This is a genomic window from Staphylococcus sp. GDX8P80P, from assembly GCF_017893095.1.
GTDB classification, from domain to species: Bacteria; Bacillota; Bacilli; order Staphylococcales; family Staphylococcaceae; genus Staphylococcus; species Staphylococcus borealis.
This window is the reverse complement of record NZ_JAESMI010000087.1, coordinates 1-13102: the sequence shown is the minus strand read 5'-3', so window position 1 is coordinate 13102 and position 13102 is coordinate 1. Positions and strand designations below refer to the sequence as shown.

15 protein-coding genes and 2 pseudogenes are annotated in these 13102 nt (G+C 29.7%); 3 read left to right on the top strand and 14 right to left on the bottom strand.

Annotated features, from left to right (window positions below):
- Positions 1 to 210: 210 nt before the first annotated feature.
- The 3 genes from KA858_RS08485 to KA858_RS08475 all read right to left on the bottom strand — a co-directional run bounded on the left by KA858_RS08485 (position 211) and on the right by KA858_RS08475 (position 2177).
- Positions 211 to 1053, bottom strand: a complete 843-nt coding sequence (locus KA858_RS08485) for a DUF4097 family beta strand repeat-containing protein (RefSeq protein WP_210135437.1) — start codon at positions 1051 to 1053, stop codon at positions 211 to 213.
- Entirely contained in the window at positions 1050 to 1607 is a 558-nt protein-coding gene (locus KA858_RS08480) for an HAAS signaling domain-containing protein (protein WP_053030403.1), read from the bottom strand. Before KA858_RS08480 ends, KA858_RS08485 begins: the two co-directional genes overlap by 4 nt.
- A gap of 84 nt (positions 1608 to 1691) precedes the next feature.
- On the bottom strand, positions 1692 to 2177 hold the full coding sequence (locus tag KA858_RS08475) for a hypothetical protein (RefSeq protein ID WP_210135436.1): 486 nt from the start codon (positions 2175 to 2177) through the stop codon (positions 1692 to 1694).
- A 211-nt stretch (positions 2178 to 2388) separates the two neighbouring features.
- Between KA858_RS08475 and KA858_RS08470 the strand changes: the two genes are divergently transcribed.
- Entirely contained in the window at positions 2389 to 2949 is a 561-nt protein-coding gene (locus KA858_RS08470) for a thioredoxin family protein (protein ID WP_107629920.1), read from the top strand.
- A gap of 93 nt (positions 2950 to 3042) precedes the next feature.
- Here the strand turns inward: KA858_RS08470 and pmtD are convergent, their stop codons facing one another.
- From pmtD to KA858_RS12885, 7 genes are all read right to left on the bottom strand, one after another.
- Entirely contained in the window at positions 3043 to 3771 is a 729-nt protein-coding gene (gene pmtD, locus KA858_RS08465; RefSeq protein ID WP_053030406.1) for a phenol-soluble modulin export ABC transporter permease subunit PmtD, read from the bottom strand.
- On the bottom strand, positions 3772 to 4644 hold the full coding sequence (pmtC, locus tag KA858_RS08460; protein ID WP_210135435.1) for a phenol-soluble modulin export ABC transporter ATP-binding protein PmtC: 873 nt from the start codon (positions 4642 to 4644) through the stop codon (positions 3772 to 3774). It abuts the gene before it with no gap.
- The gene (gene pmtB, locus KA858_RS08455; RefSeq protein WP_053030408.1) at positions 4641 to 5324 is read right to left on the bottom strand and encodes a phenol-soluble modulin export ABC transporter permease subunit PmtB; all 684 of its coding nucleotides are present in this window, start codon (positions 5322 to 5324) and stop codon (positions 4641 to 4643) included. The genes pmtC and pmtB overlap by 4 nt, the downstream gene beginning before the upstream one ends.
- The gene (gene pmtA, locus KA858_RS08450) at positions 5321 to 6220 is read right to left on the bottom strand and encodes a phenol-soluble modulin export ABC transporter ATP-binding protein PmtA (protein ID WP_210135434.1); all 900 of its coding nucleotides are present in this window, start codon (positions 6218 to 6220) and stop codon (positions 5321 to 5323) included. The genes pmtB and pmtA overlap by 4 nt, the downstream gene beginning before the upstream one ends.
- Complete coding sequence (gene pmtR, locus KA858_RS08445) at positions 6217 to 6597, bottom strand: PSM export ABC transporter transcriptional regulator PmtR (protein ID WP_053030410.1); 381 nt, start codon at positions 6595 to 6597, stop codon at positions 6217 to 6219. Before pmtR ends, pmtA begins: the two co-directional genes overlap by 4 nt.
- 344 nt (positions 6598 to 6941) lie before the next feature.
- Positions 6942 to 7118, bottom strand: coding sequence for an SE1626 family protein (locus KA858_RS08440; RefSeq protein WP_107629928.1), 177 nt, complete (start codon positions 7116 to 7118; stop codon positions 6942 to 6944).
- A 175-nt stretch (positions 7119 to 7293) separates the two neighbouring features.
- Positions 7294 to 7389, bottom strand: a complete 96-nt coding sequence (locus KA858_RS12885; RefSeq protein ID WP_228480641.1) for a Trp-rich small protein — start codon at positions 7387 to 7389, stop codon at positions 7294 to 7296.
- Positions 7390 to 7582: 193 nt separating this feature from the next.
- Here KA858_RS12885 and KA858_RS08435 point away from each other — a divergent pair, with 193 nt between their 5' ends.
- Positions 7583 to 8869, top strand: a complete 1287-nt coding sequence (locus KA858_RS08435) for an aminotransferase class I/II-fold pyridoxal phosphate-dependent enzyme (protein ID WP_210135433.1) — start codon at positions 7583 to 7585, stop codon at positions 8867 to 8869.
- A 375-nt stretch (positions 8870 to 9244) separates the two neighbouring features.
- Here KA858_RS08435 and KA858_RS08430 read toward each other — a convergent pair whose 3' ends face one another.
- From KA858_RS08430 to KA858_RS08415, 4 genes and pseudogenes are all read right to left on the bottom strand, one after another.
- Positions 9245 to 9763 (bottom strand): ClbS/DfsB family four-helix bundle protein, encoded by a 519-nt coding sequence (locus KA858_RS08430; protein ID WP_210135432.1) that lies wholly within the window; start codon positions 9761 to 9763, stop codon positions 9245 to 9247.
- Positions 9764 to 10067: 304 nt separating this feature from the next.
- Entirely contained in the window at positions 10068 to 10838 is a 771-nt protein-coding gene (locus KA858_RS08425) for a hypothetical protein (RefSeq protein ID WP_210135438.1), read from the bottom strand.
- Between the two features lie 888 nt (positions 10839 to 11726).
- Positions 11727 to 12102 (bottom strand): annotated as a pseudogene (locus KA858_RS08420) (DUF1433 domain-containing protein).
- The gene (locus tag KA858_RS08415) at positions 12098 to 12502 is read right to left on the bottom strand and encodes a DUF1433 domain-containing protein (protein WP_210135431.1); all 405 of its coding nucleotides are present in this window, start codon (positions 12500 to 12502) and stop codon (positions 12098 to 12100) included. The pseudogene KA858_RS08420 and the gene KA858_RS08415 overlap by 5 nt, the downstream one beginning before the upstream one ends.
- 190 nt (positions 12503 to 12692) lie before the next feature.
- On the opposite strand from KA858_RS08415, the pseudogene KA858_RS08410 reads away from it, so the two are divergent.
- Positions 12693 to 13102: pseudogene (locus KA858_RS08410) on the top strand (hypothetical protein); the annotation flags it as partial.

Here is a 13102-nt window from a genome sequence, read left to right as displayed (position 1 = left end):
TCAGTTCTAGTTATCCTTGCGGGCGGGGCCCCAGCAAAGAGAATTTCATCAAGAAATTCTACAAGCAAAGCAAGCTGGGAGTCGGGGCCCCAGCAAAGAGAATTTCATCAAGAAATTCTACAAGCAAAGCAAGCTGGGGTTACTACGAATTCAAAAGAATTCTGTCCCACTCCCGACATGACACATGATTGCCTCTTGTTATGTAGGCAATCATTTTATTTTAATATCTTTTTTAACAGTGTAAAACTCAACCACATTATCACTATTTCCTACCTTACCGTTATTAAAAGCTTTATTCTCAACTTTAGCTTCACCAGTACCTGGATGTAATTTTAATAACGTATTTTTCGGTTTATCTTTATAATCCAAATGAATAGAATCATGTTTACTTGAACCTCTAACATCCGTTTCACTATACATATCTGTGAAATTTAAATGCCCTTCTTCAGTCACAAACAGGGCGTTATGAAGTATTGTCTTGTTTACGTTAATGGCACCTAAACGCGTCTTAAATTTACTGTTGTGGATTTCACTATTTTTAATGTTTACACTACCAGTATCGCTCTCAAAAATAAGGTTATTTAATTTAGAGTTGTTAACTTTTAAATGTTTAGTACTTTGGTAAATCAAACCATTTTTAATATTAATCCCATCTAAACTTATATTTTCAAAATTTGAATGTATATCTAAATTGTTTATATTTTTATTAGGGATTATAATTTCGATTTTAGATTTGCTCTGATTAAAAGGGTTAATATTGATGCTATAGCCTCTTTTGTTAGATCTATGCTCTTTTACATTTAAGGTATCATTTGTGTGATATACCTTAACATCATTATCACCATAATATTTAACACCACAATGGTTACCTTGTTTAATTGTGACTTCTGAATTGTAACTCTCAACATTTAAATTAGTCATTTTCATATGATTGTAAGCTTTATCATATTTGAGCTTTTTAAATTCATCTTTGTCGTGTACAAACCAGACTAAAGTTGCAGCCAAGAAAAAAACTATAAATATTACTATGCCAGCTATCATTGCCTTTTTCATTGTTTAATTCTTCCTTTAACTGTTTGGATATACCAAGTTAAATATTTTAATACGAGTCGATATATATTTTGAGTGATTTTCATTGTGAGTACAAATAAAACGATACCAATCCCCGCATAAGAAATGCTAAATAAGAAATTGCTAAACGAATCAACAATCCCCTTGACAATACTCATCGAAATAATGATTAATGGAAGACAAATTAAAAAGACTGAAAATAAAAACACACCAAATAATATCACTAAAAATATCACTATAGGAATAATAATAAAGAAAAATGAAAGTACACCAAGACTCAATGACGCCATTATTGCTCTAACAATATTTTGAAGGTTAGGGGTAACTTTGGCATAAGAAATCGCTTCTTTCGCTTTGACTTCCTTACCAATATCATGTGGTTCACGCAAGTCTGATATGATGTCTTTTTCTGATTTTCCTTTTGTTTCTTGTTCATAAAAATGATTTTCATAATCATCCATAAGTTTGTCTTTTTCTTCTCTTGGCAATTGATCTAGTTCCAATTCAAGTTCATTTAAAAAGGTAATCTTATCCATTTTTTCACATACTTTCTTAATTGAATTATCTCTATTTCATTGAAAAAGTAGCTTGCTTAAAATTGAATTATACGCGGATCACTGTTAACGACTAAAAAATTCAATTCGTTTAACCACATTATCTTTATACAAAATGGATAGTTTCATATGATGATCTTTATCAACATAGATTAATGCATCATACCCCCTACCAACTTTGTCCTTACGATAGTTCTCACCCAAGTAGTTAATGGCATGATCAACGTTGTCTCCAATTTTAATGCCAAAATTAGTTGTCACGTCCTGATCATTAATGAGCACTATTCCTTTTACCTTCTTGTGTTTATTTTTGACTTTCACCGTTAGATTTTTATGATTTTTATCATTGTAAAATTTATATCTGCCCAACTTAATATTACGATTAATCTCGTAATTATCATCATTAAATTGTTGATTCATTTGAATACCATTAATTTTCACTTCTGTAAGATCAATAGTTTTTTGATTTTTATAGATTGTAAGACAAGTAACGACTATCAAAGCTATGATTGTAAAGATAATAAAAATTACCCATCTATTTTGTATACGCAAATGTACCACCACTTCTATTCTTAATAACTTAAATATATCATAACCGCTTACTAAGAAACATCTATCCACCAAGAATCATTTCTTACACAATTGTAACGTTAATTTATCATTATAAGAAACGCAGTCATACTAATATATTTTGAGTTTTATAATTATCCATTTTCAGTGAAAATTGTTATAATAATATAAATTTAATGGGGAGGTATTTCTTATGGCTAATTTAGAAACGTATTTTAAAAAGAGTCAACCACTAGATGACTATATCGAAAACATGACTGTAAATAAAGACAACGTATTATCGATTTACAATGCATTCACGCCACCTTCAACTGACGACAGAATCGGTCAACTTACAGACCGTCCCTATTCGAAAGTGTTAGTTATAAGTGAAGATTGGTGTGGCGACGCTATGATGAACTTGCCTATACTAAAGCATATTAGTGAGTCACTTCAGTTAGAAGTTCGTGTATTCCATAGAGATGAAGATACAGATCTAATTGACCAGTATTTAACAAATGGTACTGCACGTTCGATTCCAATCTTTATCTTTATGAATGATCAATTTGAACAAGTTAGTGTTTGGGGACCAAGAGCGCGTGAAGCTCAAGACTATGTTACGCAACTAAGAGCTGAGAAATTACCTAATAAAGAAGCGCCTGATTATAATGACAAGGAGAAAGAGGTTCACCACGAAATCGCTACTAAATATAAATCAGATTCTGAATTATGGAATCAAGTTTATGATTCCATTATCAGTAAATTAATGCTATAAACGCAAATAAAAACAAAATGGGTAGTGAAGCAGACATTATTTTATTTCTGCTCCACTACCCTCTTTATTTAGGAACAACTTCCTATGCTTGTCTTATATATCTCTTTTAGCTGCATAAGCAATATTCGCAATGAATAAAACAACAATTGATGCTAATGAGATAAACCATTGCCAATTTGAAAATTTAATACTATCCGTTTGAGATTTCTCAGTTAAATAACTGAAAGGAATATATTTTAGTGATTTTTGAATTTTTTCGCCCCAATCAGGAATCAAACCAATAAAAGGTTGAATAAACGGTACGATAAATACTAAGAAGATGCCTAACGTGAAAATAACTGCTGGTTTTTGAACTATTAATGTAACTAAGAATAATAGTAAACCAAAGAATAGTAAGAAGATAAGATAGAACCATATGTTCGTTAAGAACTTATCTCCGTCTAAATTTTTTCCATCAGTAAATGCTTGTACTAACATTAAAGTAATATATGTGATAAGTGCAAAAATAAAAGAAATTAACACAATTGAAATTGTTTTAGCAATGATATAACCAATTCTATTCTTCACTTTGTTCATATAAAGTTGAATCGTTCCTTGAGAATAATCACGAGTAATCGTCTTAATCACTACTAGCAAGCCAAAGAATAAGAACATCCAATTTGCCATAGATAGAATTGACGAATAATTTACTTGATCAGTATTTCGTGCCATTAAGAATGTTATTAATCCTAAAACTAACCAGATTAATAGTAATGCAATGTAAGTTAGATAACTTTTACAAAAACTCAATATATCATATTTAACTAATTGTAAACTTCTCATTTATTTGTCACCTCTTTGATTAATATTAAAGTACGTATCACGAAGCGAGCTTTTTCTTGTTTCAATATACTTAGGAAATAGATCTTTTTGTGCTAAAGATTTGAGTAATTGTTTGTAATCTTTTTGCGCCTTAATCATGATTTCTCCACTATCTTTATGAGATTGAAGTACGTTGAAATGTGCTGTTAAATAGTCAAGCGCTGTGTTAAATTCTTCAACTTCAAATTTAAGTGATGTATGATCTTGAGCGCTACCGTCTTTCATATTAACGTCTTGTACAAAGTTACCGTCACGTAAGAAGACAGCTCTATCACAAATCAATTCTATATCTTCTAATTTATGGCTTGAAATTAATATTTTCATTCCTAAATCATTCACTAATGATTGAATCGTTTCTAAGACATCAATCGAACCATCTGGATCCATACCATTGGTTGGTTCATCTAGTATTAAATATTTTGGCTTATTCATTAATGAAACAGCAATCGCTAGTTTTTGTTTCATACCCATTGAATATTTTTTTACTTTTTTCTTAATGTATGGTCTCATACCAAATGCGTCTATAATTTTATCTGTATAATCTTTGTCGAAACCTTTTCCTAGAACCTGAGCAAATAATCTCAAGTTATTTAAACCTGTTTTATTATCATAGAGCTTTGGATGTTCAATAAGATAACCTACGTTCTCGTTATCGTTTAATTGAACCTTTCCTTTGAAATTAATAATATTGCCATTCATTACTTTCATTAATGTTGTTTTACCAACACCATTTTTACCAATTAAACCTACAATTTGACTATCTCCAAAATCAAAATTGATATTATCTAAAACATCATTATCTCCATATGTTTTTGTAATGTTTTCTAATTTCATGTAAGCCCTCCTTTATTTTCACGCTGATTGATACGTTTTAATTGAATCAAATAGTTTATAATCATCCAAATAATACTTAAAATCAATAAACCGTAATTGTAATAGACGCCTAACACATTATAGGTATAGTAGTGTTGGAACACGAGTACATTAATAACTGCGAATACCGTTGTTATTGCAAATGGTATAGCCAACATCATAATCATAATATATGGTGCATAAGCTATGCCTTCACGCTTTCTTTCAGTGTTCCTACTAAATGCAATTGGAATGCTGAAAAAATTCACGAATATAAAAGCTATTGCAGTTGAATACCTTAAATCTCCAAAATCTATATTGGACGATTGAAAATTATATAATGCGATGATACATCCACCAAATAACGTTAACACAATACATGTAATATAATTTGCGTTGAGCATATCTTTCTTAGAAACAGGTAAGCTTTCGTAAAATAAATACGAACTTTTTCCACCTAATCTTCTATGCAGTCTAAATAAATGTCCAGAATCTAAAATGCTGACAACCATTAATGTGATAGCAATGGGTGCATAGAACAGAAAATAAAGTTCTGTTTTAGAAAGTACCAATGCATATAGTGGATTAAAGAGCAATAACGCAAGATAAATGACTATTGTTACACTTCGACATTTAAAATTTCTAATTAATAATTGCTTCATTTTACCAACCTACTTTGCTGAAATTCTTGTTGATTGTCATGCAGATGAGATTTTTCGATATAAATCATCAGTTCTTCTATTGTAGGTTGTTGAATATTAACGTTGTTTCCAAACAATTCTTTAAACACTTGAGCATGTTGCGTAAATCCTTTAAATCCAGTCGATTTCACTTCTTTATAAAGAAATAAACGATTTAATTCTTCGTCTAAATCTTCATTATCACCTTGTACTATTGCGTATTGTTCTTGTAATTGATGGCGGAATCCTTGCATGATAATTTCTCCATTTTTTATGTGTACAAGATAGTCAGCAATTTTTTCTAGGTCTGAAATGATATGCGTAGAAATAAATAATGTCTTATTTTCATCGAGTAGTTCACTTTGTAATATTTCTAACACTTCATTGCGAACGATTGGGTCCAAACCTGCAGTTGGCTCATCCAAAATGAATAATTCTGCATGGTGACTCAAAGCAAGTGCTAGTGACAATTTCATTTTCATACCTGTTGAGAAATGCTTAATTTTATCATTAAAAGGTAGTTTAAATTTCTCTAAGTAATATTTGAACGTTTCTGAATCCCAATCACTATAAAATGGTGATATCATTTTTTCAAGTTTTTTTGGAGTCCATTGTTGATTAAAGTAAATTTCAGAATAAACAAACCCTATTTTATTTTTAATCCATTTCGGTTTATTTGTAATTCGTTCACCGAAAATGAAAATATCACCATTACTAGGTTCTAATATATCCATTATCAACCGAATCATTGTCGTTTTTCCTGCGCCGTTAGCCCCAATGAACCCAGTTACAAATCCTTGAGGAATATTGAATGAAAGATTGTTAATTGAAAATGCTTTATTTTGATACGATACATTTTTTACTTCAATGACATTCATTCTTCTTCCTCCTCATAAATTAAAGTTAATATTTCTTTTAATTCTTTCAGAGGCATATCGATTGTTTTAGCTTCTTTGATCATTAATCGAGCAAGATTTTCTATTACAAAGAATTGCTTTTCTTTTAATATTGAACTATCTTGTTCTTTAACAAAGGTGCCTTTTCCTCGAACAGTTGTAACAAATCCATCTTTTTCTAAATCTTCGTAAGCTCTCTTAGTCGTGATTAGACTCACTTGCAAATCTTTTGCCAGCTCACGCATCGAAGGTAAGTGGCTACCAGCTTCAACATAGCCTTTTAAAATATTTTCTTTGATTTGTTGTTTGATTTGTTCATAAATGGGTTGTTCACTGGTGTTTTTTAGAATAATTTTCATTGATGTCCCCCTTTAATAACTGTATATACATAATATACACACTATATACACATTTGTAAAGTCATATACGTAAATATCCCCATAAAACACATTATTAAGAAAAATTGTATATATATACTAGATACAATAAGAAAGTGGGAGAGAATTATTAAAATTCTCTCCCACACCCAGCTTGCTTTGCTTGTAGAATTTCTTAGTGAAATTCTCTTTGTTGGGGCCTCGACCCCCGCAAGGATGACTAGAACTGAGAAAAGCTTGATTTAAGCGCCTTCTCAGTTCAGTCAGCTACTGCGAATCTGCAAAATAGCATGATTATATTATTTATGTCTGAGATTCTTAAAGTGCTATTTTTTATTTTTCTTTCTATCATTACTACGATTAATAAAAGCACATATCATAAACATGATTGCAGCTAATAATAATTTAACGCCTTGATCTTCATGTCCTGAAGCTTGTAAGTAATAACCAATAACAAATAAGACAATTGCTAAGGTCACGAAAATCTTAGTTAAATGTTTCATCATAATTAACACCTCAATAACCGTATTATAACAAACATCAAGAAATATTACGGTTTCCATGGATATTTAAAATTGAAAATATTCTTCCATATGTTAAAATTTATGTGTATCCACGAATTACATTACACAGCCCCTAACTTGTGACGGCAAGTTAGGGGCTTTTGTGTATGGTCATCTACTTATCTTTCCACTTAGATTCTAACCAAACACGAAATATGACGAGTATTCCACCCGTAATCAGTGTCACCATACCCTCTAATAGCCACGACATTACACTACACCTCCAAATGAAAAGTGTCATATCTTATGATGACCTGTCATCATTTTAACACAAAAGGAGAACAAATGTTCGATTTATAAGAATCTTAACTATCAATTCTATGTAATCATAATAGGAACACTTTATCTTTATGACATTTAAAGATAATATATTATTAAACACTAAAAAAAGTGAGGTTAAATAAATGAACCCATTAGCTCAAAACTTAAATAATCAACTTGTTGATGATTGTCCTGAAATTTTAAGTATGCTTTCAACGCTAGGCCAATCTATGTACTATCCAAAAGGTATATTATCTCAATCGGCTGATGCTAAAAAAACACAATACAATGCGACTATTGGTATGGCTACAAATAAAGATGGAAAAATGTATGCTGATACGCTATTTGATGTCTATAATCATCTATCACCTGATGACGTATTTCCGTATGCACCACCACAAGGATTAGAAGCTTTAAGAGATTTATGGCAAGATAAAATTCTCAAAGAAAATCCTGATTTATCAAAAGAAACGATTAGTAGACCAATTGTCACTAATGCGTTGACTCATGGTTTATCTCTAATTGCTGATTTATTTGTAGAAAGTGGCGATACGATCTTAGTACCTACACACAATTGGGGTAACTATAAATTAATATATGAAACACGTCATTCAGCAAATATTGAGACATATTCAATATTTAATCAAGAAGGTCACTATACAACAAATGATTTAGTGACTACTTTAGACAACTACAATCAAGATAAAGTCGTACTCATTCTGAATTACCCTAACAATCCTACTGGTTATACACCGAATAAAGATGAAGTTACAACTATAGTATCAGCTATTCGTTCACTTGCTGAAAAGGGCACAAAAGTGATAGCTGTTGTTGACGATGCTTACTACGGCTTATTTTATGAAGATGTGTATCGCCAATCTATATTTACTGCGTTAAATCAAATTGAATCAAATAATATATTACCGATTCGTTTAGATGGCGCTACTAAAGAATTCTTTGCTTGGGGACTACGTGTTGGTTTCCTTACATTTGGTCTAAGCAATCATACAGCTAAAGAAGTATTAGAGGCGAAAGTTAAAGGTTTAATACGAAGTAATATTTCAAGTGGACCAATGCCTTCACAAAGTGCTATTAAATACGTCTTAGAACATCATGACCAATTTGATAAAGAAATCCAACAAAATATTGATACTTTACAACAACGATATGAAGTAACTAAGTCAGTTGTATATGATGATAAATACAAAAATCATTGGCAAGCATATGATTTTAACTCAGGTTATTTCATGGCAGTCAAAGTCAATGGCGTAAATCCTGAAGAACTTCGTACGCATTTAATCAATGAATATTCAATTGGAATCATTGCTTTAAATGACTCTGATATCCGAATTGCATTTAGTTGTATCGAAAAAGATGATATTCCACATGTGTTTGAATCAATCGCAAAAGCAATAGATGATTTAAAGTAAACAATCGATATAATGAAGTAATATAATTATGATGTTAAGAAAAAGTTCTCATATTCGAATAAGTCAATCATTCCGAACGACAAAATAACTCGAAAGTTGTGGTCTTAATGGTAACTATTTTTTTAATATTGCTTATTATTAATTTTATCTTAACGTCATATCATTTGTATCTTTACGCATTTACGTCAACCGGACATGTACCCAAAAATTTATATTTTTTCATAGGATTACTCACCCTATTCATTCTATTTGGAACATGGTTACTAGATTTATTATAAATTTTTCTATTATCATTCTTAAATAATGTAAAAAACGAGTCTTGGTTATAATACCTGGACTCGTTTTTATTTTTAGATAATATCGGTTTTTATAAAGTTATCTATCTAATTCTGTTTTCTTCCACTTTCTAATTTTGGTTCTAAATGTCTTAAATGGTGCTACTGTGTTAATATGAATCCACTTCCAAACTGGCCATTTGGAAGGCGTTGATGACGCCCATTGCCTTTTATCACTCTCAAATAATGTTTTATCATCTAAACTTTTAATTAATTCAATCATGCTATCTACTTCTTTATTAAACTGATTAATAAGTTGCTCTAATGTGTAGTTTGAGTAGGTTTGATAAAATTCTTGATATAATCCCCCTAAATTATTCCACTTATAATTCGGACTAGGTGTTACAACGGATATATTATTTTTATTATCCCTTTCCCAAGATTGAATTAAATTTAACCATCCTAACTGATATGCAATCATTTGCGCTGGTGTCCTATCGATACCAGTTTTATATATATCCTTTTCTGCTTCTGATACATCACTAAATTCGTGAATAAATAAATCGGCTCTTTTCCTAATTTCAATAATTAAAGCATCTCTATCCGCATACGTTTGCATCTCATCACCACCAATTATTTATAAATTTATTATATATTGTAATGCACAATTTATCAGTTTAATTAAACATCTATATTAAGGTTTTCGATCAAAAAACGCTTTTCGAATGGATTATTTCTCGAAAAGCGTCTAAATTAATTAAGTTAATTTTTGTATGACTTACATCATGCCTGGCATTGTGTCATATCTAAAACTTACTTAAATACATATATAAAAGCCTATTAAATCAATGTTTTATCATCTCGGAAAAGCTATTATTTTTAGTTTTTTACTCCATTATGACCAAATTATGACCATTAATTTATTATTTATCTTTAAGTATAGTCCATTCTTGAATCTCCATTAATAAAATACATAATTGAACATAATACTCTATGAATGCTAATTCCTTTTCTATATCATTTAAATCGATTATATATAAGTTTTTAGATTTTTCTTCATAAAACATATATGCAAGAGTATCTACTATTTGTCTAAATAAAAATAATTGCTTTTGTTCTATTTTATTTAGATGAATAATATCTTTGTCAGCCATTATTTTGTTTAAGAAATCAACAAAATATATGTAGTTTTCATAAATATAATCTTCAACACAGATCATGTTTACTTCTTTTTTCTCAATCAATTCATAAAATAATATTTTCAACTCATTTCTATCAATCTTAGCTGTGTAATTCTTATTAAGAATAGTATTTTTTCTATGATATAGATATCTATAAATTTTACGATCTTTTCTATAGTTTGCCGCTATTCTATCTGTTAATTTAACAATATAATTCATAGACAATGTTAATTGAGTAATAACCTGGTCTCTTCTCTCTTCTCTTTCGTGCTTTTGTTGAATTTCAAATAACTTTCTCGCATTATCTCCCGAAATTTTAGCACCAAGAAATGCACCCCCAAATGTCGCAAATATCCCAACAAAACTTATAGCTATCGAATAACCTACAATACTATGATTAGGATCAACTGAACTAATTATGTAACCAACCACGAATACAAATATCATTATTGCCAGAATAAAAATAAACGCTATAAATAATATATTTTTCAGTTCAATTTTTTTATTATGCAACTTAAGACACCTCGTGTTCTTCTTACATGAATACCACATATAAAATTAGTACCTACTTTTAAATTATGATGAAATTAAAGTGTAAAGATAATTTTTAAACATTGAAAAGAACCTTAAACCTCCGCTATTTAAAGTTATAATTAAATATTATGACACTAATCAAACTATGATTGTATTTTTCAAACTCGCATGCAGTGTTTAACTTTCATATATTATGTGTGACGGTTTTTTATTATGATGTTTTTCTTCTAACCTTTAATAATATCTAATTTGATGATTGCACGTGGAATCAATTTAAAATACTAAAATCTATACATTTTAGTGCACATGTGCACTATTTGTTTTGCCAACCAAACATTAAAAATGCGACCACGTGTTGTTTTCCAGATTTGTGAAAAACTAAAATTTGTGTTCAAGTGCAATTCTCCAACGGTTGGACAAACTTAACCGCCGTGCAACTGTTACACTTCTTTTTCGTTATAGATATTTCTAGACAAAACTTTCCAAAATTTGGAAAATAGCAATGTCATCTCATCTGGCGTTTTAGTTTCGCCATTTGATGTTGTACGTTCTTTGGTGCTTTCCGGTTCGGGTAAAGTTGCTATTTCGTATAGTGCTTCTAATCATCTTCTGTGCTACCCGATGATTTACATCAACTTTTTCAAGCCACTTACCAAATTCTCCATTTACTAAACAATTTCTTTCACATTTTTTAATTTACGACCTATTTCACAATTGGATTTACTAACTATATTGATTTCGTATTTTATGACGCAACATTTTTAACATTAACATATATAGTTATACAAAAGGATTTCTCACTGCAACACAGGATGTTTCTCAACATTAAAAAACACTATATAAATAGTGATGTTAATCACTTTTTATTCATTTTGTTTGTTCTTTTTTAATTTTAGATAAGGACTTTGTATTATTATGATACATTACTTCAAGATTACTAAAGCTTGTTATATCTCCATCGAACTGAAAATCTTCTGTAGAGCTTATACCTGCGTTAAATGATTTATCTTTATCACCATTACATAGCCACTAATATCATAACCATCCATTTGAATTTTTAAATTTTTGTAAAATATGTATTCTCATACCCCTTATCATTATATTTCATAAAAAATTCTATTCTACCTTTTTGTTGATTGCAATACTTTTCCTCTGCTACTTTCTTTTCAACATACTTCACTTTTAAATAGATGCTTAAAAGTATTGTAACAATTACTAGAATTAATAAAACTAGAGTTTTAATTTTCTTTTTGTTTGTTTTTCTGTTCTTTTTTTATTCCTGAAACTGTTTTAGGATTTTTAATAATTATTTTATCAAATTCTTCAGTACTTGAGTAATCTCCTTCAAATTGATTATTTTCATCTAAGTACGTAGACGCAGTAAAGCTTAATTTTTTATTATTATTAATATAACCTTTAATTGCATAACCTCCCATTGGATCTCTTTCACAACTTGTAAAATCAACACTTTTGAAATCTTTAACATTATATTTCATATATAATGTTATTCTTTCTTTTTGCTCATCATAGTATTGTTGCTCTTTTTCTTTTTGTTTGTCATTCTTCATATTAAAATAGACGCCTCCTATAATAAATACTATACTAATTAATACTATGAATATTAAAATTAATTTTTTATTCAAACAATCATTCCTTTGAGGTGAGATTAAGAGACAATTCCAGAATGATGATATCACAAATCACAGATTATCTGAAAAAGTTTATAAACTCAGTACAAACGAACAAATTGTGAAAATAAATGCTAACAAAAATAGTAAACAAAAGTTTAAAGTCTAAACTTCACGGATTGATAAAGGAAACGGTTTTCAAGCTATGGCAGTTTCCCCAATAGACAGTGCCGGAAACGTTGATAATGATACGGTTTATATGGTTTATGCTGGAACTAATCCTAAAGAAGCTGCTGATTTAGGTACTGATGTGAAACTAGGACTTTCTAGCGTCTTTAACAATCAAATTAAATCTAATTCAAAAGATGTTAAATTATATAATGACTATAAAGATTTAGACAACAAAACCATTGACTACAAATATCCAGACAATACTGCTAAATATTCACAATTTGATGAAGCCAATGCTTGGACTCAGTTAGTAATCGAAAAAGGTATTATAAATTACTTATTAGGTGTAGATGTAGAATTATTTAATACATATCACTACGTTCATGAGCTAAGACGGTTATTAAAAGAGAACCAAATAGAGAAATTTAATCATAAACTTTTTTA